Origin of the sequence: Gordonia sp. DT218 (assembly GCF_049847105.1) — a bacterium.
In the GTDB taxonomy this organism is placed as follows: Bacteria; Actinomycetota; Actinomycetes; order Mycobacteriales; family Mycobacteriaceae; genus Gordonia.
The window spans coordinates 101,659-123,429 of sequence record NZ_JBNCNS010000004.1 but is presented as its reverse complement, the minus strand read 5'-3'; the positions used below and the strand labels follow the sequence as shown (position 1 = coordinate 123,429).

The 21,771-nt window shown below is 66.5% G+C and carries 18 protein-coding genes and 1 pseudogene; 10 read left to right on the top strand and 9 right to left on the bottom strand.

Annotation, left to right across the window (positions count from 1 at the left end):
• Positions 1-36: 36 nt before the first annotated feature.
• A complete protein-coding gene (locus ACPXCG_RS15935) occupies positions 37-468 on the bottom strand; it encodes a hypothetical protein (RefSeq protein WP_425792958.1) in 432 nt (143 codons plus the stop codon).
• Positions 469-542: 74 nt separating this feature from the next.
• Between ACPXCG_RS15935 and tgt the strand changes: the two genes are divergently transcribed.
• The 3 genes and pseudogenes from tgt (at position 543) to ACPXCG_RS15920 (ending at position 4,400) form a co-directional block, all read left to right on the top strand.
• A complete protein-coding gene (gene tgt / locus ACPXCG_RS15930; RefSeq protein WP_425792957.1) occupies positions 543-1,820 on the top strand; it encodes a tRNA guanosine(34) transglycosylase Tgt in 1,278 nt (425 codons plus the stop codon).
• A gap of 186 nt (positions 1,821-2,006) precedes the next feature.
• Positions 2,007-3,384 (top strand): annotated as a pseudogene (locus tag ACPXCG_RS15925) (hemolysin family protein).
• Entirely contained in the window at positions 3,381-4,400 is a 1,020-nt protein-coding gene (locus tag ACPXCG_RS15920; RefSeq protein WP_425792956.1) for a hemolysin family protein, read from the top strand. Before ACPXCG_RS15925 ends, ACPXCG_RS15920 begins: the two are co-directional and overlap by 4 nt.
• A 165-nt stretch (positions 4,401-4,565) precedes the next feature.
• Here the strand turns inward: ACPXCG_RS15920 and ACPXCG_RS15915 are convergent, their stop codons facing one another.
• Positions 4,566-5,801: a DUF222 domain-containing protein gene (locus ACPXCG_RS15915; RefSeq protein WP_425792955.1), complete on the bottom strand. Its 1,236-nt coding sequence runs from the start codon at positions 5,799-5,801 to the stop codon at positions 4,566-4,568.
• A gap of 139 nt (positions 5,802-5,940) precedes the next feature.
• Positions 5,941-6,864 (bottom strand): tRNA glutamyl-Q(34) synthetase GluQRS, encoded by a 924-nt coding sequence (gluQRS, locus tag ACPXCG_RS15910; RefSeq protein WP_425792954.1) that lies wholly within the window; start codon positions 6,862-6,864, stop codon positions 5,941-5,943.
• 102 nt (positions 6,865-6,966) lie between these two features.
• Between gluQRS and ACPXCG_RS15905 the strand changes: the two genes are divergently transcribed.
• From ACPXCG_RS15905 to ACPXCG_RS15895, 3 genes are all read left to right on the top strand, one after another.
• On the top strand, positions 6,967-8,022 hold the full coding sequence (locus ACPXCG_RS15905) for an ATP-dependent DNA ligase (RefSeq protein WP_425792953.1): 1,056 nt from the start codon (positions 6,967-6,969) through the stop codon (positions 8,020-8,022).
• A gap of 1 nt (position 8,023) precedes the next feature.
• Positions 8,024-9,088, top strand: coding sequence for a DNA polymerase domain-containing protein (locus ACPXCG_RS15900; RefSeq protein ID WP_425792952.1), 1,065 nt, complete (start codon positions 8,024-8,026; stop codon positions 9,086-9,088).
• Positions 9,089-9,415: 327 nt separating this feature from the next.
• Entirely contained in the window at positions 9,416-11,422 is a 2,007-nt protein-coding gene (locus ACPXCG_RS15895) for an aconitate hydratase (RefSeq protein WP_425792951.1), read from the top strand.
• Between the two features lie 9 nt (positions 11,423-11,431).
• Here ACPXCG_RS15895 and ACPXCG_RS15890 read toward each other — a convergent pair whose 3' ends face one another.
• The 3 genes from ACPXCG_RS15890 to ACPXCG_RS15880 form a co-directional block, all read right to left on the bottom strand.
• On the bottom strand, positions 11,432-12,370 hold the full coding sequence (locus tag ACPXCG_RS15890) for an NADP-dependent oxidoreductase (protein ID WP_425792950.1): 939 nt from the start codon (positions 12,368-12,370) through the stop codon (positions 11,432-11,434).
• A gap of 124 nt (positions 12,371-12,494) precedes the next feature.
• Entirely contained in the window at positions 12,495-13,583 is a 1,089-nt protein-coding gene (locus tag ACPXCG_RS15885) for an inositol-3-phosphate synthase (RefSeq protein ID WP_425792949.1), read from the bottom strand.
• The gene (locus tag ACPXCG_RS15880; RefSeq protein WP_425792948.1) at positions 13,576-14,274 is read right to left on the bottom strand and encodes a PadR family transcriptional regulator; all 699 of its coding nucleotides are present in this window, start codon (positions 14,272-14,274) and stop codon (positions 13,576-13,578) included. The genes ACPXCG_RS15885 and ACPXCG_RS15880 overlap by 8 nt, the downstream gene beginning before the upstream one ends.
• Before the next feature lie 172 nt (positions 14,275-14,446).
• On the opposite strand from ACPXCG_RS15880, the gene ACPXCG_RS15875 reads away from it, so the two are divergent.
• The 3 genes from ACPXCG_RS15875 to ACPXCG_RS15865 all read left to right on the top strand — a co-directional run bounded on the left by ACPXCG_RS15875 (position 14,447) and on the right by ACPXCG_RS15865 (position 18,999).
• A complete protein-coding gene (locus tag ACPXCG_RS15875) occupies positions 14,447-14,836 on the top strand; it encodes a DUF5318 family protein (RefSeq protein WP_190266931.1) in 390 nt (129 codons plus the stop codon).
• 160 nt (positions 14,837-14,996) lie between these two features.
• Positions 14,997-17,321 carry a transglycosylase domain-containing protein gene (locus ACPXCG_RS15870; RefSeq protein ID WP_425792947.1) on the top strand — a complete coding sequence of 775 codons (2,325 nt, stop codon included), beginning with the start codon at positions 14,997-14,999 and terminating at the stop codon, positions 17,319-17,321.
• A 61-nt stretch (positions 17,322-17,382) separates the two neighbouring features.
• Entirely contained in the window at positions 17,383-18,999 is a 1,617-nt protein-coding gene (locus tag ACPXCG_RS15865; protein ID WP_425793460.1) for a glycosyltransferase family 87 protein, read from the top strand.
• On the opposite strand, the gene ACPXCG_RS15860 is transcribed toward ACPXCG_RS15865, so the two are convergent.
• The gene (locus ACPXCG_RS15860) at positions 18,978-19,142 is read right to left on the bottom strand and encodes a hypothetical protein (protein WP_425792946.1); all 165 of its coding nucleotides are present in this window, start codon (positions 19,140-19,142) and stop codon (positions 18,978-18,980) included. The two genes, ACPXCG_RS15865 and ACPXCG_RS15860, sit on opposite strands and share 22 nt — an antisense overlap.
• 31 nt (positions 19,143-19,173) lie before the next feature.
• On the opposite strand from ACPXCG_RS15860, the gene ACPXCG_RS15855 reads away from it, so the two are divergent.
• Positions 19,174-19,578 (top strand): HNH endonuclease, encoded by a 405-nt coding sequence (locus ACPXCG_RS15855; protein WP_425792945.1) that lies wholly within the window; start codon positions 19,174-19,176, stop codon positions 19,576-19,578.
• Positions 19,579-19,585: 7 nt separating this feature from the next.
• Here ACPXCG_RS15855 and ACPXCG_RS15850 read toward each other — a convergent pair whose 3' ends face one another.
• Together ACPXCG_RS15850 and ACPXCG_RS15845 are read right to left on the bottom strand one after the other, a co-directional pair.
• Complete coding sequence (locus ACPXCG_RS15850; RefSeq protein WP_425792944.1) at positions 19,586-20,173, bottom strand: GNAT family N-acetyltransferase; 588 nt, start codon at positions 20,171-20,173, stop codon at positions 19,586-19,588.
• Positions 20,170-21,618 carry a hypothetical protein gene (locus tag ACPXCG_RS15845; RefSeq protein WP_425792943.1) on the bottom strand — a complete coding sequence of 483 codons (1,449 nt, stop codon included), beginning with the start codon at positions 21,616-21,618 and terminating at the stop codon, positions 20,170-20,172. The genes ACPXCG_RS15850 and ACPXCG_RS15845 overlap by 4 nt, the downstream gene beginning before the upstream one ends.
• Positions 21,619-21,771: the final 153 nt, after the last annotated feature.

The following is a 21,771-nucleotide window of genomic DNA, read 5'->3' as shown; positions in this document are numbered from 1 at the left end:
ACTGTCGGGCCTCACGTCGCGTCAGGGTCAAGTCCGCTACGGCGCGAGCCCGAACTCCTGCTCGCCCTTGCTGCACGAGGCCAGGATGCCCGCGGTCTCCGACGGCCCGCATTGCCAGCCGGACACCTCTTGCGGCTGCCCGGTCGCGATCTTCGGGCTGTATTGCGTGGCGACCTGCTGGGCGGTGTCGCAGGAGAGGTCGCCCTGCAGGATCAGGATCCGCAGCGAGCCGTCGGGTCCCTTGGTGACGCCACATTGGGTGTGGCCGGCGTGGTCGTCGGCGACCGACGTGGTCGGCGAGACCGGCTTCGGTCCGCCCACCACGGAAGCGTTCGGGTTCTCCGAGATGGTGGCCGCCGAGGTCTCCGACGACGATGTGGCCTCCTGCTCGCCACCACATGCGGCGAGCGCGACACCGGCGAAGCCGGCCAGGACAGCGAGTGAGATGCGATGCAGGCTGCTCGACATGTGATCACCGTACCGGGTTCCGGTGGCGCTCCGAATGCCTGCTGGGTTTGGGTTACACCCGCCCACCTGCAAGGATGCATCGGGTGAGTTCCAGCGACACTGCTTTGCCCCCCGACCATTCCTTCACCGTCGGCACGTCGCTGCCCGGCACGATGGGCCGAACCGGTGTCATCGACACCCCACACGGCCGCATCCACACACCCGCGTTCGTGCCGGTCGGCACCAAGGCCACGGTCAAGACGGTGCTGCCCGAGTCCGTCGAGGCGCTCGGCGCACAGGCGGTGCTCGCCAACGCGTATCACCTCTATCTGCAGCCCGGCCCGGAGATCCTCGACGAGGCCGGCGGGCTCGGCGCTTTCATGAACTGGCGGGGCCCCACCTACACCGACAGTGGCGGATTTCAGGTCATGTCGCTCGGCGTCGGGTTCAAGAAGGTCATTTCGATGGACGTCGCCGGCGAGCAGAACGACGACGCCGTCGCACCCGGCAAGGAACGACTGTCCGCCGTCGACGACGACGGGGTCACCTTCAAATCGCACCTCGACGGCTCGGCGCACCGGTTCACCCCCGAGGTGTCGATGCAGATCCAGCATCAGCTCGGTGCGGACATCATCTTCGCCTTCGATGAACTGACCACGCTGATGAACACTCGTGCGTACCAAGAGAATTCGCTGGAGCGTACCCGGCTGTGGGCGATTCGCTGCCTCGCCGAACACAACCGGCTGTCGCGAGAGCGCGTGCACCGGCCGCGGCAGTCGCTATGGGGGGTCATCCAGGGCGCCCAGTACGAGGACCTGCGACGCAAGGCTGCTCGCGACCTCGTCACGATGAGCGCGATGGACCAGGCCGACGGCGGGCGGGGCTTCGGCGGGTACGGGATCGGTGGTGCGTTGACGAAAGACGACCTCGGTACCATCGTCGGCTGGGTCAACGAGGAGCTGCCCGAGGACTCGGCGAAGCACCTGCTGGGTATCAGTGAGCCCGACGACATCTTCACCGCCATCGAGAACGGCGCCGACACCTTCGACTGCGTCTCACCGACCCGGGTCGCCCGCAACGGTGCGATCTACTCGCTCGACGGCCGCTACAACATCACCAATGCCCGCTATCGCAAGGACTTCCGACCGCTCGACCCCGAGATCGAGAACTACACTTCGCAGTACACCAGGGCCTATCTGCATCACCTGTTCAAGGCGAAGGAGGGGCTGGCCGCGACACTCGCCACGCTGCACAACGTGTCGTTCATCGTGACGATGGTCGACCGGGCACGCCAGGCCATCGAGGCCGGCAATTACGTCGAGTACCGCGACGAATTCCTGGGGCGGTACTACGCGGGTTCGCGCGGGAACTGACCGGACGGCGCAATCGTTCGGTTTGCAGTAGACCCATCCGACTCGGCACCCTGGGAATGGTCCCGCCGAGCCCGAACCGAGAGAGACAATGCGACGCGCAAAGCGCCGAAAACGCCGACGACGATCCGGCCACCCCTGCTCGATCCTGCCTGACGACCACCCGATGGGGATTGCCCGGAGGTCGTCGTGCTGACCCTCCTCGGCATCGCTGCCGGCCTTCTCGTCGTCATCCTCATCACCGCCCTGACCGGTTTATTTCGTCGCTCAGGAGTTCGCCTACATGGCGGTCGACCGCTCCCGGCTGAAAGCTCGTGCCGAAGCCGGTGACGCCGCCGCCGCCCGAGCTCTCACGGTCACCCGCCGCACCTCGTTCATGCTGTCCGGCGCCCAGCTCGGTATCACCGTCACCGGCCTGCTGGTCGGCTACGTCGCCGAACCGCTCATCGGCAGTGGGGTCGGCGACCTGCTCGACGACCTCGGCATCCCGGTTGCCGCCGGTGTGGCGATCGGCACCGTGTCCGCCATCCTGTTCTCCACCGTGGTCCAGATGGTGCTTGGCGAGCTGTTCCCCAAGAACCTCGCGATCGCCCGCCCGGAACCGGTCGCTCGTCGCCTGGCCGGTTCCACCACCGCGTACCTGGCCGTCTTCGGCTGGTTGATCGCGCTGTTCGACAAGTCGTCGAACCTGCTGCTGAAGCTGCTGCGGATCGAACCGGTACACGACGTCGAGCACTCGGCCACGCCCCGCGACCTCGAACACATCGTCGCCGAATCGCGAGACGCCGGGGAACTCCCCGCCGATCTGTCCACCTTGCTCGACCGCGTCCTCGACTTCCCCACGCGCACAGCGGGACACGCGATGATCCCACGCACCCGGGTGGACAGCATCCGCGCCGACGAAACGGCCTCGACGGTGCTCGCCACGATGAGCACCGGGCACACCCGCTACCCGGTCGTCGACGACGACGCCGAGGTGATCGGTGTGATCAGGCTGCACGATCTGCTCGACTGGCAGGCCTCCTCGGACGCGGATTCCGCTGCCACCGCGGCGACCTTGTGCCGTCCGGCGGTGATCGTCCCTACGTCACTCCCGCTGCCGGAGGCGCTGACCCGCATTCGCGACGCGTCCGACGAGATGGCCGTGGTGATCGACGAGTACGGCGGCTTCGACGGCGTGGTGACCGTCGAGGACATCGCCGAGGAACTCGTCGGCGAGATCGACGACGAACACGATCCGGACCTGCCCGACGTGATCGAGCGCATCGACACCGGGTGGCGCATCCGTGGCGACGCCCATCTCGACGAGGTGTCCCGCGAGATCGGCCATGATCTGCCCGACGGCGAGCACGAGACGGTGGCGGGCCTGGTCATCGGCAGATTCGGTGGTCTGCCCGAGGTCGGCGACGCGGTGTCGCCGGAAATGACTGTCGACGCGACAGCGCCCGACGAAGAATCCACACCCATGGTGACAATCCACGTGCTCGCTATCGAGCGACACGTCCCGTCGTCGGTGCTGCTCACCGTCGAGGACCTGCAGACTGCCGACGAGGGGGGCGCCCGATGACAAACCCATGGGTCGTGGCGATCGCGACCGTTGCGTTGATCGCAGCCAGCGCCTTCTTTGTCGCCGTCGAGTTCGCGTTGATCGCCGCCCGCCGGCATCGCCTCGAGGATGCGGCGCCGAACAGTCGATCGGCTCGGGCTGCGCTGCGCAGTGCGTCGGAACTGTCTGTGCTGCTGGCAGGTTCGCAGCTCGGCATCACCGTCTGTACCCTGGCGCTCGGTGCCATCACCAAGCCTGCGGTCCACCACTGGCTGACCCCGGCGTTCGAAAGCTGGGGATTGCCGACGTGGTTCGCCGACATCGCGGGCTTCATGCTGGCGCTGGCGATTGTGACGTTCTTGCATCTCGTTGTCGGCGAGATGGCCCCGAAGTCATGGGCCATCGCGCATCCGGAACGTTCGGCCACATTGCTGGCGATCCCGATGCGGGCGTTCATGTGGCTGACGCGCCCGATTATCGTCTGCCTCAATCGGCTGGCCAACTGGTGTTTGCTCCGGGTCGGCGTCGAGCCGGTGGATCAGGTCGGCGCGGGCCAGGATTCGGCGGCGCTGCGTCACCTCGTCGAGCACTCGGCGACCGTCGGAACATTGGACGAGCGCTATCACGCGCATCTGGCCAGCGCGCTCGAACTCGAATCCTTGACCGTCGCCGACGTGACCGGCCACGGCGAGGTCACCGCCGTCGCGCGTGATGCCTCGTCCACGCGGATCCGCGAGGTCTCACGCAGCAGTGGTCACCGACGAATCCTGGTGCGCAGCGGAACCTCTCCGAGCGACAAGACGATCGATGGCGTCGTGCACGTCCGCGACAGCCTGGCGGCACCGGCGGCCGCGACCGCCGCCGATCTCATGCGGCCGGTCCTCTCACTGGCATCGACGGTGCCGGTGTACGAGGCGCTCGCCACGATGAGGGAGACCCGGCAGCACATCGCGACCGTCGTCGACGATGACCGCGTGATCGGCCTGCTCACCCTCGACGACGTACTCGAGCGGCTGCTGGCCACCACATCCGGGTGATCCCGCTGCCCACGCTATGAAGTTGTCAATGGACATGTGCGGTCCCGGCCGGCGGTCGGGTGCGCGGTGAATGTTCTTCCCGAAATGTGCTGCGCTGGTGTGCGTAACTTTCCCGGTCCGCTGGTCGAGTGGCCGACGAACGTGGTGAGGAGGCGTATCGAGACCTCAGGCGGCGATGTTGTCGAGGTGCATGGTGCGTCGGTGGTAGGCGGGCAGCGGTTTTCGGTGCGGGTCAACGGCGCTCGGTGGGATCAGCCAGGGGTGGCGGTCGGTGCCGAGGGCGATGTCCCACCTGTGGGCGTGGACCTGGGCGTGGCAGGACGGGCAGAGCAGGCAGCCGTTGTCGAGGTCGGTGGGTCCGCCGTCGCTCCAGAACACCATGTGGTGCACGTGTGCCCAGGAGGCGGGTGCCCCGCATTTGATGCAGCACTGGTCGCGAGCGATGATGGCTTTGCGTTGGTGTGGGGTGAATAGGCGTTGTTCAAAGCCCATGTCCAGTGGTGCCCGGTTGCCGTCGATGATGATCTCGGTGATGCCTGCATCACAGGCCAGCATTTTTGCGGTGGCCTGTGATAGCGGGCCGAGCCATGGCAGTGACGCGAGGTCGGGGGTGTCGACGGGGATGGTGAGGTTGATGTGGGTTTTCGGGGCGGTCATGAATGGTGTGTTCGCGCAGGCGGCGGCGTCGAGGATCTGTTCGAGTGCGTCGGCGCGTTGCTGACCGGGGGTGCGGGCGTCGGGGGAGCCGTCGGGTTCGGGTCGTGCCTGGGTGAGTGAGTCGATGGCGGCGGTGATTTTCTCGCCGATCACGATGTCGAGGTCACCAGAGACTTTCACTCGCCCATCCGTGGTCGGGACGACGTTGAATTCGTTGAGTCGGCGGTCCTCACCGGCGGGCAGGCCGCCGGTGCTGGCGGCGACCTGGTTACCGAGCCCACGTGCGACCTTCTCGATCTCTTTCGGCGCGGCTCCGGACAGCGCGTGGGCGATCAGCGCCTGCTCGTGTTCGAGGCGTTCCTCATCACAGAGTCCGTCGGCGGCGCGACGCATGATGTGCACCATGCCGGCCACGATCGCATCGACATGCTCACCGGAGAACACGCCATCGTCGGCGTAGCCCGGCAGCCGTTGCAAGGCTGTCAGTGCTGTACCGATTCGCAACCAGCGCGAGGCGACCCCGGGTGCGGCACCCATCTCGATCAGCAGGTTGCGCGTCGTGCCGCCGGACTGCCGTGCCACCCCCAATCGATCCAACGCACTGGCATGCGCCGCCAACAGGTGATCGACAATATTACGCAGTTCCAGCAACGCCTTGGTGGCGTCGAACACCTGCCGCCCCGACGCCGCATCGGCGACGGTGACCTCACGCGCACAAGCAATGATCGAGCTGATCTCCCCCATGCCATCCAGGGTACTCGAACATGTGTTCGAGTCAAGGAAAACTTCTGTGCCGCAGTTTGTTTCGACAGAAATCTACGGCGGACAACCTTCCGATTCTACCGACAGGCTCCGACAGTTCCGACGTCGAGCAATTCTCTAATCACTCCCACTCATCAGCCGTCAGAATCCACGGCTCGCGAGGCAGTGCATCGGGACGGAATCGCTCGCTCAGCATCGCGATGTCGACCACCTCGCCACGATCGGCAAGCCGCAACGACTGCGCGATGTGCGAGAGCACCTGTGCCGCAGTCACTTCGCGCTCGGCGAGGTCGGCGAGGGTGACCGCACCATCGCGTTTGCTCAGTCGAACGTGATCGGGATTGAGCACCATCGGTACGTGTGCATAGGTCGGAGGCGTGTGTCCCAGCAGCGATGCGAGGTAGGCCTGCCGAGGCGCGGACGAGAGGAGATCGTCGCCGCGGACCACCTGATCGACGCCTTGCGCCGCGTCGTCGACGACGACGGCGAGGTTGTAGGCGGGTGTGCCGTCGTTGCGTTGGATGACGAAGTCGTCGACCACGCCCGCGTAACTGCCGTGCAGCAGATCGGACACGCTGAACAGCTCGGCGTCGGTGCGCAGGCGGATCGCCGGCGGACGACCCGTGGCGCGACGTTCGGCTCGCTCGGCATCGGTGAGGACGCGACAGGTGCCGGGATACGCGCCCTGCGGAGCATGCGGCGCCGACGGCGCCTCGAGGATCTCGCGGCGGGTGCAGAAGCACTCGAAGGTACACCCGCGGTCTCGGAGCCCGTCGATCACCGACTGATAAGTGGCGAGGCGCGTCGACTGGTAGACCACGGGTGGGTCCCAATCCATCCCCAGAGCTGTCAGATCGGCGAGTTGCCGACGATCGGCGCCGACGGCGGTGCGGTCAAGATCCTCCATCCGGATGAAGAACGAGCGACCAGTGGTCCGGGCGAACAACCAGGCCAACACGGCGGTTCGAAAGTTGCCGAGGTGCAGGTCACCGGACGGCGACGGCGCGTACCGTCCCGCCGGCCGGAAGGTGTCTCCCTGGTCCATTGCGCAAGACACTACTGTCCCCGCCGGCCCCGCTGGTCGAGCAGCTCGGCGAGCGTAGCGAGTCAGGCATGTCGAGACCGCTCCGCACGTACCATGAGATCCGTGGACCTCCCGGTAATGCCACCGATCGCGCCGATGCTCGCCAAAGCCGTCACGTCGGTTCCCGACCAGCCCGACGGCGATCCGGTGTGGTCGTACGAACCCAAGTGGGATGGCTTTCGTGCGTTGATCTTTCGCGATGGTGACGAGGTCGCCATCGGTTCGCGCGGCGGCAAGGATCTGGCGCGCTACTTCCCGGAACTCGTCGCGGCGGCCAAGGCCGAGCTGCCCGAGAAAGCAGTGGTGGACGGCGAAATCGGGGTGCCGGCGCTGATCGGCGAGACGCACCGGTTGGACTGGGACTCGCTGGCGCAGCGCATCCATCCCGCGCAATCGCGGGTCACGATGCTGGCGGAGAAGACACCGGCGATCTTCATCGGTTTCGACGCGCTCGCGCTGGGCAAGGCGAGCGTTGTGGGCGAGCCGTTCCCGGTACGTCGTGAGGCCTTGCTGCAGGCGATCGACCCGGCCGTCGGTGCCGACCGGCGACTGCGGGTGAGCCGCGTGACCGCTGATCCGGCGCTGGCGACCGACTGGTTCACCGCCTTCGAGGGCGCCGGTCTCGACGGCGTGGTGGGCAAGAAGCTCGACGGCCGATATGTCGAAGGCAAGCGGGAGATGGTCAAGGTCAAGCACAAGCGCACCGCCGACTGCGTCGTCTTCGGCTATCGCGTGCACAAGAGCGGCACCGGACTCGGCTCCATGCTGCTGGGGCTCTACGCCGATGGCGAGATGCGGATGGTCGGCGGGGCCGGCGCGTTCTCGGATGCCAAGCGCATCGAACTGCAGGAGATGTTCGAACCGATGCGCACCGATCCGGACAAACCCAGCCCGGGCGAACCGACGCGGTGGCGATCGGAGAAGTCGGGTGAGTGGATTCCGATCCGTCCGGAGCTCGTGGTCGAGGTCGCCTATGACCAGATGGAGAACCACCGCTTCCGGCACACCGTGAAGTTCATCCGATGGCGCCCCGACCGCGAGCCGGAGAGCTGCACCTACGACCAGCTCGAGGTCCCGCTCACCTACGACCTGCACGATGTGCTGGAAGGAGCCTCCTGACATGGCATCCCGGTCGCCCGCGGAGGAACTCGACGTCGACGGCGTCGCCGTGCGGATGAGCAATCCGGACAAGATCTACTTTCCGGAACTCGGCGAGGACGGCGGCCGCAAGAGGGATCTCGTCGGCTATTACCGCGAGATCGCACTGCAGGGCGCGATCATGACCGCGGTACGCGATCGGCCGACCTTCTTGCAGCGCTTCCCCGACGGGGTCGAGGGGGAGGAGATCTATCAGAAGCACATCGCGAAGAAGCGGCCCGACCACGTCGAGTCCACCCGGATCGTGTTCCCTTCGGGCAGAACGGGTGACGCGATCAAGCCGACCGTTCCCGCCGACATCGTGTGGGGCGCCAACCTGGGCACGTTCACCTTCCACAGTTGGCCGACCATCCACCCCGACAACGATCACCCCGACCAGTTGCGCATCGATCTCGACCCGCAACCCGGCACCGACTTCGACGATGTCCGCCGGATCGCGACCGAGGTCCTGGCGCCGCTGTTGAATGAGTTGGGCTACACCGGTTTCCCGAAGACCTCGGGTGGCCGCGGCATCCACGTGTACGTGCCCATCGAGCCGAAGTGGGACTTCATCGCCGGTCGCCGGGCCGTGATCGCCCTCGCCCGGGAGATGGAACGTCGCGATCCCGATGCGGTCACTCCGTCGTGGTGGAAGGAAGAACGCGGCGAGCGGATCTTCGTCGACTACAACCAGAACGCCCGCGACCGGACGATGGCCTCGCCGTACTCGGCACGCCGCAGTCCCAACGCACGCGTGTCCACACCGCTCACGTGGGATGAGCTCGCCGACGTGAATCCCGACGACTGCACCATCGCGACGGTTCCGGATCTCGTTGCCCGGCGGGGAGACCCGATGGCCGACATCGCCGATCACCGCCGCGGACTGGAACCGCTGTTGGAGATGGTGCAGCGCGACGACGCCAACGGCCTCGGCGACATGCCGTATCCCCCGAGCTACCCCAAGATGCCGGGCGAACCGCCACGCGTCCAGCCGAGCAAGAAGGTCGCCGCGCACTGGGACGACAAGGGAAATCGGATCGAGGACTGAGCCTCCGCCGACAGCTTCCCGTTCCCTGAGGAGCGAGCTTGCGAGCGTCTCGAAGGGCCCCTAGTGACGCATCGCTCGTTCCTCGCGAGGCTCCTCAGGGATCGGCCGCGGTTCCTGCCGAGTGACACCAGAAACACCACAAATCCCACCTGGCACGATCGGCCCAGGCCTGGAACCATGGAGACAGTCCGAGCGCAACGTCAGATCGCGTCGCAGCGGCCGGGTCCGAGGCGGGCCCCACCGACGGTTCGACGACAGCCCATCTGCTCGGACCCGAGCTGTCGGGAGACGTCGCCGCTGCGGACGACCTGCGGCGAGGAGTGCGTGATGCCCGACAACGTCGCCCGCAAACTGATCGGTTCACACCTCGAGCGTGGCGAGATGACGGCCGGTGAGGAGATCGCGATCCGGATCGATCAGACCCTCACCCAGGACGCCACCGGCACCCTGGTCATGCAGGAACTCGAGGCACTCGGCCTCGATCGGGCCCGAACCGAGGTCAGCGTGCAGTATGTGGACCACAACCTGCTGCAGACCGACGAGAAGAACGCCGAAGATCACGAGTATCTGCGCACGGCCTGCGAACGATTCGGGCTCTGGTTCTCCAAACCCGGAAACGGGGTCTCGCATCCGACCCACATGCAGCGATTCGGTGCGCCGGGCAAGACGATGGTCGGATCGGACTCGCACACCCCGGCGGCCGGGTCGCTGGGCATGCTCGCGATCGGCGTCGGCGGACTCGAGGTCGCGTTGGCGATCGCGGGACATCCGCTCAACATCCGGATGCCGGAGATCTGGGGCGTCCGGTTGGAAGGCGAGTTGCCGCAGTGGTGTTCGGCCAAGGACGTGATCCTCGAGATGCTGCGTCGCCACGACGTGAAGGGCGGCGTCAACCGGATCATCGAGTACCACGGTCCCGGGCTTGAGGGCCTGACCGCGATGGACCGCCACGTCATCGCGAACATGGGCGCCGAACTCGGCGCCACCACAACGGTGTTCCCGAGCGATGACGCCGTGCGCGAGTTCCTGCGTGCCGAGGGACGCGAGGACGACTGGACCGAACTGCTGGCCGACGACGGCGCCGAGTACGACCTGACCGACACCATCGACCTGTCCACCATCGAGCCGCTGATCGCCAAGCCGTCGTCGCCGGGCAACGTGGTGCCGGTCCGTGATGTCGCGGGAGAGGAGATCTCCCAGGTGGTCATCGGCTCGAGTGCGAATCCCGGGCTCCGGGATTTCGCCATCGCCGCAGCGATGGTCGATGGACGACAGACGGCGTCGGAGGTGAGCTTCGATGTGAACCCGACCTCGCGCGAGATCCTCACCGACCTCACCAAGATGGGTTCGACGACGCAGCTCGTCATCGGCGGTGCACGCATCCATCAGGCCGGCTGTATGGGGTGTATCGGGATGGGGCAGGCGCCGGCGACCGGCCGGAACTCGTTGCGCACCATGCCGCGCAACTTTCCCGGGCGCTCGGGAACCCGGGAGGATTCGGTGTGGCTGTGCTCCCCCGAGACCGCCGCGGCATCGGCGCTGACCGGGCGGATCACCGATCCGCGGGATTGGGCAGCCGACGTCGGCATGACCTATCCGCAACTCGACCTGCCGCGCGAGCGTTCGATCAACACCGCCATGCTGGTGGCGCCGATCGATGCGGAGGCCGCCGCGAAGGTCGAACCGGTCAAGGGCCCCAATATCTCCGACCTTCCTGAACTCGACGATTTGCCTGATGTCATCGAGGCGCCCGTGTTGCTGACCGTCGGCGACAACATCTCCACCGACGAGATCTCGCCCGCCGGTGCGCGGGCACTGCCCTTCCGGTCGAACATCCCGAAGCTGGCCCAGTTCAGCTTCACTCAGGTCGACCAGACCTACCCCGAACGCGCCGCGGCGGCTGCCGGCGGGCACATCATCGTGGGTGGCGAGAACTATGGTCAGGGTTCGTCGCGAGAGCACGCCGCAATCGCTCCCCGATATCTCGGTCTCCGGATGGTGATCGCGAAATCCTTCGCTCGCATCCATTGGCAGAATCTGGCGAACTTCGGTGTGCTGGCAGTCGAGTTCGGCGATCCCGCCGATCACGATGCGATCGACCGGGACGACGTCCTGAAGGTGTCCGGCCTTCGAAACAGTCTGGGGTCGAGCGACGAGCTGACCATCGAGAATGTCACGAAGGGAAGGAAATTCCTGGTTCGGCACCGTCTGTCGCCTCGGCAGGTCGCCGATGTCCTCGCGGGCGGGCTCATCCCGCGACTGGCGGCCGAGGGGGAGTCGGATGTGCAGGAGGCGAAGGAGACCGTGCTGCAGCACAGTGGCGAGATCAGCTGACGATGCCGATCAGGGAATCAGCGCGACCTTTCCACCCGGATGGCCACCGCTGACGAACTCGAGCGCGGCACGCGCGTCCGAGAGTGGGAAGGTGCACGCCACGGGCACGACCAGATCGCCTGCGCCGGCGAGCCGTACGAGGAACGAGCGCACCGCATCACGGAACTCGAGGCTCTCCGGCTGGCCTCCGCCCAGCGCGATGAAACCGTCGACAGAGGCGCGCTGCGCAGACACGATCGTGACGATCCGGGAGCGATCCGCCACCAGTTCGAGCGAGGTGTCGACGGCTTCATCGGTGCCTGCGGCGTCGAGAGCGGCCGCGATACCACGGTGCGTGGCGGCGCGTACCCGGCCGGCCAGTCCGGGGCCGTATTGCACAGGGACACCGCCGAACTCGCGGACCCGCTCGAAGTTCTCCGGTCTCGCGGTGCCGATCACCGTGATGCCGCGGAGCCTGGCGAGCTGTAGCACCGCGACACCGACCGCGCCGGACGCGGCGTGCAGGAGGATGGTCTCGTCGCGTTCCACGCGCGCGGCGCGGAGCATATCGGCGGCGGTGCAGCCGGCCAGCAGCAGATTGGCGGCGGCCGGTTCGTCGAGGGACGCCGGTTTTGCGAACACCTTCTCCGCCGGCACGGTGAGTGCGGTGGCATAGCCGCCCCGGACCCGAAAGGCCAGTACCGCATCCCCGGCGGCGCCACCACCGGATGCGATCTCGGTGTCGGGGCCGAGCTCGAGGATCTGACCGGACACCTCGTAGCCGACCGGGAGCGGTAACTGCGAGGGGTCGGTGCCGCGCTGCGCGTGCTTGAGATCGGCGGGATTGACTCCGGCCGCCCGAACCCCGATGGTGACCTCACCAGGACCCGGTGGTCCCAGTTCATCGTCGACGAAGGCGAAGTCGTCGAGACCGCCGAATCCGGTCGCCACCCAGCGTTGAACCCGCATGCTCCCAGGCTAGCGTCGGCCGGCGGGTGTGCGCCGACGAAAATCGTCCCCGTGAGCTTCGTCCGAGGGGATATGCCCTCGCACCCAGCTCACGGGGACGATTTCAGTGAATCAGTGCCGGTGATCAGCCGTGGATGAACGTCTCGAGCTCCTGACGTGCGACGTCGTCGGCGAGCTGCTTCGGCGGGCTCTTCATGAGGTAGGCCGAGGCCGGGAGGATCGGGCCGCCGATGCCGCGGTCCTTGGCGATCTTGGCGGCGCGCACGGCGTCGATGATGATGCCGGCCGAGTTGGGGGAGTCCCACACCTCGAGCTTGTACTCGAGGTTCAGCGGCACGTCACCGAAGGCGCGACCCTCGAGGCGCACGTAGGCCCACTTGCGGTCGTCGAGCCACGCGACGTGATCCGACGGTCCGATGTGGACGTTCTTGTCCTCGATCTTGCCGGCCAGCGAGCCGGTGAGGTTGGAGGTCACAGCCTGGGTCTTGGAGACCTTCTTGGATTCCAGGCGCTCGCGCTCGAGCATGTTCTTGAAGTCCATGTTGCCGCCGACGTTGAGCTGGTAGGTGCGGTCCAGCGTCACGCCGCGATCCTCGAACAGTTTCGCCATGACGCGGTGGGTGATGGTGGCGCCGACCTGGCTCTTGATGTCGTCGCCGACGATCGGGACACCGGCGTCGGTGAACTTCTGGGCCCACTCGGGGTCGGAGGCGATGAACACCGGCAGGGCGTTGACGAACGCGACGTTCGCGTCGATGGCGCACTGTGCGTAGAACTTGTCGGCCTGGTCGGAGCCCACCGGGAGGTAGGAGACCAGCACGTCGACCTCGGCGTCCTTGAGTGTCTGCACGACGTCGACGCCGCTGCCATCGGCCTCGGTGATGGTCTCGCGGTAGTACTTGCCGAGGCCGTCGAGGGTCTGACCGCGCTGGACGGTCACGCCGGTCGGCGGGACGTCGGCGATCTTGATGGTGTTGTTCTCGCTCGCGAAGATCGCGTCGGAGAGGTCGAAGCCGACCTTCTTGGCGTCGACGTCGAATGCGGCGACGAACTCGACGTCGCTCACGTGGTACTGGCCGAACTTCACGTGCATCAGGCCGGGCACGTTGGCATTCTCGTCGGCGTCCTTGTAGTACTGCACGCCCTGGACCAGGGATGAAGCGCAGTTTCCTACGCCCACAATGGCCACGCGCACCTTATTTGGCTCACCCATGGTCGGGTTCTCCTTCTACTCGGGGCGTCGCAGATCGCTGCGCCACCGGTGTTCTCTGGTGTTCGGTTTCTTCTTGCCCCACGTCGCGGCTCTGCTCTGAGCCCGCAACATGGAAGTCACTGTCGACGGTGTCCGTGAGCGGGTCCCGTCGGTTTACGGCGTCGGCCTCGTTCTCCGAAGCCTCCGCCGCGATCAGCTCGTTCAGCCACCGCACCTCGCGCTCACTGGATTCGAGGCTGAGCTGATGGAGCTGGCGGGTGTAGCGGTCGACGGCCCGATTGGAACGGCCGACGATCTCCCGGAGACCCTCGCGACGCTCCTCGACCTGGCGGCGACGACCTTCCAGGATTCGCATTCTCGCGACGGCCGGTGTCCGGCTGAAGAACGCGAGATGCACGCCGAATCCGTCGTCGGTGTAGTTCTGCGGTCCGGTGTCGGCGACCAGCTCGCTGAAGCGCTCCCGGCCGACGTCGGTGAGCTGATAGACGCGACGGCCGCGCCGCACCTTCACCCCGGTCGGCGCCGTTGCCTCGTCGATGATGCCGTCGGCCTGCATGCGACGCAGTGTCGGATAGAGCGATCCATAGGAGAACGCGCGAAACGCACCGAGCAGCCCGGTGAGGCGTTTCCGCAGCTCATAGCCGTGCATCGGGGACTCGAGGAGTAATCCGAGAATCGCGAGCTCCAACATCGGTACTCACTCCTTCCCGTTCGACACGTCGCTCTGATGTGATTACCAATGTATCGCAGCGATATAACTTGCGTCTACAGCGGGTGCACCATGTGGGCGATCAGTTCGACACGCTCTTTCGGGATGACCGTCACACCGACAGCTGCCTGATCGACCACGTACCCTTGAACACGTGCAACGCCAGATCGTCGACTACGCCCTGCAGAGGAGGTCACGGCTGTCCGACGTCCATTCCGGACGGACCGCCATGGCCGACGTCTGCGACGCGAGTCCGTATCTGCTGCGTGCGGCCAAGTTCCACGGCCGCCCATCCGACGCGCTCTGCCCGATCTGCCGGAAAGAGCAGGTCACCCTCGTTTCCTGGGTGTTCGGCGAGAAGCTCGGGCAGGTGTCGGGGTCGGCCCGCACCAACGACGAGATCGCCGGCCTCGCCGCCACCGCCGAAGAGTTCTCGGTGCACGTGGTCGAGGTGTGCCGGACGTGCAGTTGGAACCATCTCGTGCAGTCGTACGTTACGGGTTTGCCGCCACGTTCCACGCGCACGCGACGGGTGGCGAAGTAACTGCCGGGTGACCGCCTTGCCGCGGATCGCCCATCGACCCCGGATGTACGGATTTTGCCCGGACACGTCTGCGTGGGTCACAGTGGGATCACGAATAACAACGGAGAAGGTCTGTGAAGAGCGCTGAATTGGTCGGTCGCGACGATAGGAAGGTGGGTCGATGAGCAGCACACGCGGAACGTCGTCCGCCCCACGCGGCGGCGGCCGGACGCCGCGCGCGCAGGCCGACGACCCGGTGCGCCGGCGTCACAAACGGCTCGCCTGGGGCTTCGGGATCATCGGCGCCGTCGTCCCGGCGATCGCGCTGGTCGGCATCCTGGCGTTCATGCTGACGTACTTCGGTGCGTCCGTTCCCGCTCCCGGGGACATCAAGCAGAACCAGGTCGCGACGATCACCTATGACAACGGCAAGACCCTTGCCCGCGTGGTCCCGCCGGAGGGCAACCGCAGCGACGTCAAGATCTCCGATGTCCCCAAGTCCATGCAGGATGCGGTGATCGCTGCCGAGGACCGCGAGTTCCGCAGCAACTCGGGCTTCTCGGTCCGCGGGCTGTCGCGCGCGGCGATCGGTCAGGTGACCGGCAACGGCGGTGAGGCCGGCGGCGGTTCGACGATCACCCAGCAGTACGTGAAGAACGCGCTCGTCGGTGATGAACACAGCTATGAACGCAAGTTCAAGGAACTCGCGCTCGCGACCAAGATGTCGAACGAGTGGTCCAAAGAAGACATCATGGCCGCCTACCTCAACACGATCTACTTCGGTCGCGGCGCCTACGGAGTGTCCGCGGCCTCGCAGGCCTACTTCCGCAAGGACGTCAAGAACCTCACACCGGAGGAGTCCGCGGTCCTCGCCGCCGCCATCCGGTCGCCCTCGTACTACGACCCGGAGATCAATCCCGAGGCGGCCGAGGCGCGCTGGAACTATGTGCTCGACGGCATGGTGGCGATCGGGTCGATCAAACCGAGCGATCGCGCCGCGATGAAGTACCCGAAGGTGCCCAACGCCCGGGCCCAGTCCGACGACACCCCCGGCTCGAACGGCCTCATCAAGCAACAGGTGCTCGCCGAGCTCGGCAGACTGAACATCTCCGAGCAGCAGGTCCGCACCGAGGGCCTGAAGATCACCACGACCATCAATCCGCAGGCGCAGAAGTCCGCCGTCGAGGCGGCGAATGACAAGCTCAAGGGCGAGCCGTCGAATCTGCGCACCTCGGTCGTGTCTGTCGATCCGCGCAGCGGCGGCATCCGTGGCTATTTCGGTGGCAATGATGCCAACGGCTGGGACTACGCCCAGGCCGGATTGCAGACCGGATCGTCGTTCAAGGTCTTCGCCCTGGTCGCCGCGCTCGAGCAGGGCATCCCGCTCTCGAAGGTCTACAGCTCGGCGCCCTACGACGCGCCCGGCGGCCTGACCGTCGAGAACTCCGACGGCGAGAGCTGCGGATCGTGCAACCTCGCCACCGCGATGAAGATGTCGCTCAACACCGTCTATTACCGCTTGATGATGGATCTCGACGGGCAGGCGAAGGCCGTTGCGGCTGCCGCGCACAAGGCAGGCGTCGCGCAGAGTTTCGGCAACATCCAGCAGACCCTGGAGGGCAAGGACGGCAACATCGAGGGTGGCGTGGTACTCGGTCAGTATCCGTCGCGGGTGCTCGACATGGCGTCCTCCTATGCGACGCTCGCCGCGTCGGGTGTCAAGCACGATCCGTACTTCGTGCAGAAGGTGGAGACCTCCGACGGCGAGGTCCTCTACGACCATCAGGCCAGCCAGGGTGAGCGGGTCTTCCCGGCCAAGGTGGCCGACAACGTGACGGCCGCGCTCGAACCGATCGCGTCGTACTCGAACGGACACTCCCTCAGCGACCCGAGCCTCGGGTCACGGCCGTCGGCCGCCAAGACCGGAACCGCGCAGCTCGGCGACACCGGTCAGAACAAGGACGCCTGGATGGTCGGCTACACGCCCCAGCTGTCCACCGCGGTCTGGGTCGGCACCGACAACGGCAGCGCACTCAAGAACTACAGCGGCTCGCCGATCTACGGCAGCATGCTCTCGTCCGACATCTGGCAGTCCACGATGAACGGCGCGCTCGACGGCAAGCCCATCCAGCAGTTCCCCGAACCCGAGGCCGTCGGCGGTCAGGCAGGTGTGCCCTATGAGCCACCACCGGTGACCTACGACGACTCGCCGCGGACGCGCTCGCCGCGCACCGGCGACGACGAAGGGCCGTCTCAGCGATACCCGGGCGGTGGTGGTGGCGGTGGTGGCAGCATCACGCTCGCCCCCGGCGTGACGATCCCGCTGCCGGGTAACGCGGCACCGGGTGGCGGCGACAGCGGCCAGGGTGGCGGCAACTCCGGTGGCGGCAACTCCGGTGGCGGCACGGGTGACGGCGGCGCCACCGGTGGCGGTGACACCGGTGGCGATACCGGCGGTGGCGATACCGGCGGTGGAGACGTTCCGGAGCCCCCTCCGGTCGGCTGAGCCGACAGTCGCCGTGGCGGAGCAGAACTCGACAGGTCCGGAATCCCCGGACGCGAATCCGGTGCTCGTCGGGCATGATCCGGACGGGCCCGAATCCTGGGATGCGGCGGCCCCGCTCGCGGTGGATCGGCGCATCGACACCGATCGGGTCCTGCCGAGCCGCACCGATGTGGTGGCACGTGAGGCCTCCGAGGTGGTCGGCGGACCGGTGGGCAGGCATGCGGCCATCGGCCGCAGTTGGCTGTGGACGCCCATCCGTGTGCTGTTCCTCCTCGCCCTCTGCGCCATGGCATTCGGCTGGTTCGGCAAGGCCGCCTGTCTCCAGCAGGCACCCGCCGACGGGAATTCCGCGGCCGGAACACAATTGCGCCTGGACTGGGACAACCAACGCCAGTACACCAACCTCTGCTACTCGGACGTGATCGGGCTCTTCGGGGCCGAGAAGCTCGACGACGGCGCTCTCCCGTATCGGACCTATTGGTTCGAGAAGGGCGCCGACGGGCAGCAGGTCAAGCGGTACATGGAGTACCCCGTGGTCACCGGTATGTACATGTACGGCGTGGCCTGGCTTGCGCATCAATGGGATTCGGCGCACCAGAAGTGGGGGGTGCCGGGCGCGCTGGAAGTGGTGCTGTTCTTCGACCTCGCCGCGCTGGGGCTCGCCCTGTTCTGGCTGGTGACCATCTGGGCCACCGCACTCACTGCACGCACCCGTGTCTGGGCGACCTGGATGGCGGCCTTGTCGCCGCTGGTCATCGTGCACATCTTCACCAACTTCGACGCGATCGCGATGGCGATGGTGGCGCTCGCCATCCTCTGCTGGGCACGCCGAAGACCCTGGTTGGCAGGTGTTTTCATCGGGCTCGGAACCGCGGCGAAACTCTATCCGGTGTTGTTGCTGGTGGTGTTGCTGATCCTCTGTCTGCGCGCGGGCCGGGTGCGTGAGTTCGCCGCTGCCGCGGCCGCGGCAGCGCTCACGTGGGTGGCCGTCAACCTCCCGATCCTGATCTTGTATCCGCAGGGATGGTGGGAGTTCTTCCGGTACAACAGCGATCGTGCCGCCGAGCAGGACAGCCTGTATCGCATCATCAGCGACGCAGGCGGGTTCACCTGGAACCTCGACGTGCTCAACCTCGTGTCGCTGGGGTTGGTCGTGGTGGTCGCCGTCGGCCTCGGTGCCGTGGGATTGCGCGCACCCCAACGCCCACGGCTCGCGCAGATGGCGTTCCTGATGATCGCCGGCTTCCTCCTCGTCAACAAGGTGTGGAGCCCGCAGTACTCGCTGTGGCTGGTCCCGCTCGCGGTGCTGGCCATCCCGCACACACGTCTCCTGTTCGCCTGGATGGTCGTCGACGCGCTGGTCTGGATTCCGCGGATGACGTTGTACCTCGATCCCGACCGACGATGGCTACCTGAGCAATGGTTCACGGCGGCGATCCTGCTGCGGGCCGCGATGGTGCTCGCACTGTGTGCCGTCGTGCTATGGCAGATCTGGCATCCCGAGGACGACCTCGTTCGCAGACGCTCGGGCGACGGAATCCGGGCGCGGCCCGCCGGCATGCTCGACGACCCGGCAGGTGGCGTCCTCGACGGCGCACCCGACCGGCTCACCTTCCCGTCGCGCCCACGCACCGCCCGACCGCCGACCGAACCCGCCTACCCGCCGACGGCAACCTGAATCCCGCCGACAGCAACGCAGATCCCGCCGACGGCAACCAAGATCCCGCCGACAGCAACCGGAACCCCGCCGACAGCAACGCAGATCCCGCCGACAGCAACCAAGATCCCGGCGACGGCACCCTTCGCGTCGTGCCTCACCATCCGGTCGCACTAGTCCGCCTAGGATCGGCACATGGCGAGCACCAATTCCAGGCGGGCGCGGGCCGGGCGCAAACGACAGCGTCGGATGCGCAACGCCGACAACGACCTCAGTCCCGAGCAATGGCTCGAGATCAAGGAGGCGTGGGGCGGGTGCGCCTACTGCGGGCGAACGGGCACCCCGCTGCAACGGGATTGTGTGCAGCCGTTGTCGGTGGGCGGCAGGTATACCGTGCTCAACGTCGTGCCGGCCTGCCGATCGTGCAACGCCAGCAAATGCAATGCGGAGGTCACCGGGTGGATGCGACGGAAGGGTCTCGACGAAGAGGCGTTCCTCCGACGACTGCGCGCCGTGACGACGGCGGCCGAACTCGAGGATCTCGACTCGCCGAAACTCGATCCGCCAGACCTTGTCGAATCCGAGGCCCAGTGCGGCTGACGCCGAGTCAGCTCTCCTCGGACGAGATCCGCTCCAGTAAAACCTGTTTCGCCGCGGGCCAGTCGTCGTCGACGAGGGCGTACTGTGCTGTCGTCCGCCAGCCCCCCGCGAAGCGGCGATGCTTGCGCAACAATCCCTCGAAGGTGGCGCCCAACTTCGCGATCGCCGCCCGCGACTGTGCGTTGTTCTCGTGTGTGTGCCACACCAGCCGTACCGCTCCGCACTCCTCGAATGCGTGACGCATCAGCAGGAACTTCGCCGTCGGATTGATCGCCGTGCCCTGGGCGTCCTCCGCGTAGAACGTGTATCCGATTGCGGTGGTGAGGTTGTCGGCATCGATGTCATAGAAGCTCGTTGACCCGACCAGTCGTCCGTCGGTGTTGTCGACGACGGCGTAGGCCACTCGACGTGACGGGTCGGCGAGCGCTGACTCGATCCACGACCGGGCGGAACCGGGGTCCGTCGGCACCGTCGTCCACCGGTAGGCCACGGGGTTCGTCACCACCTCGGCGAGGGCGTCGACATCGTCGAGCGTGAACGGCCGCAAGGTAACCCGCCCGGCTGACAATGCTTCGGTGCCGAGCCAGTCGCTCATGATCGGGCGAGGGCCAGTTCGGGTTCGGGCGAGCTCGGACGTCGACCGAACGACGCCAACGGTTCCCGGAGAGGGGCACGGACGAACGCGACGAGGAGGTATGCCAACAACACCGCGTGCACCCACACGCCGACGTTGACCCCGGTGATCACCCACCACTTCATCGGCGACCCCGACGTGTAGATGCCGAACAGCCGGAAAATCGTCGTATCGAGGATGAAGTCGGCGACCAGATAGCCGACGATAACCGGCCAGCGGATCTTCAGCAGGACGAAGAACGGCAGGATCCACAACGTGTACTGCGGCGAGTGCACCTTGTGGAAGAGCATGAACCCGGCCAGCATCGACGCCGAGACCCCGATCCACGGGTACAGCCCGTCTCGGCGATACACCCGCCAGCCCAGGTAGACAGCCGTCGCGAATGCCGCGACGATCAGGATCGGCGACAACAGTCCCACCAGCGAGTTGTAGGTGTCGGTCTGGCCGCCCGTGAAATGACGGAGTCCCCAGTACCAGATCGAATTGGTGTCGACGTCGGACTTCCGTTTGCCCTGGAACGAGAGGGCGGCCTTCCACCCGTCGAATCCGAGGACCATGAACGGCAGCTGGATCGCGATGACCGTCAGCGTCGCCGTGGCCGCCACCCACACCGCGCCGACCCAGTCGAGCGTCCTGCGGATCGGGGCTTCGCCGTCGCGGCCCGGCGCCGTTCCATAGGTGAGCACGTAGATCGCCAGCGGCAGCACGAAGAAGCCGGGGTAGAGCTTCAGGCAGAACCCGATGCCGAGCAGGATCGCGGCGAGGATCGCGGCCGTTCGAACGGACAGGCGTCGGTCGCCGGTGCGTGGGCTGATCGTCGAACCCCACGCCATCACCGCGACCGCGCCGACCGCGGTCGCCACCACGGGCAGCTCCCAGTTGTGGAAGGCGTAGAGCACCAGCGGCGGGGTCGCGGCCCACCAGAGGACCGACCAGCGGGTCATCAGAGCCAGCATCACCGTGACCGCGAGGCCGAACGGGACGAGCAACCACACCGAGTGCTGGAAGAACTCGGTGTCGGTGTGCGCGCCGATCGCGCCCAGCCACATGAACATGCCCGACAACACCGGGTACTCGACGACGCCGCCGAACAGCTTGCCGTCCGGGGTGATGCCACCGTGGATGAACGGGAAGACGTGATTGTTGATGTCGCGTCCGACCCAGAGATACATCAGGTCCGAGTAGCAGGGGATCGCGGCATTCGGGTCGCCGACCGGCCAATGTGAGCTACGGCCCTCGGCGAGGAAGGGCGGCCCACCACACACGATCTTGGCCGAATAGCTCCAGAACATGCACAAACAGGTGGTGAGCAGCGAGGTCACCAGGATCACGGCCATCTGGCCGCGACCGGCCATGGTGGTGGAGATACGTGACGCCCGCGATGGCGCTCGGCGGACGTCCGACATGCGCTACAGACTAAGTGGTCACACGCCCACTCCCCGACCCCCTATCCCCGACCCCTATCCGCAGCCGCGACCGTTCCCGTCATCCGCGCCCCAGGATCGCCGTCGCGGATGACGGAAACCGTCGCGGTTGCGGATGGCGATTTCGCTGGTCAG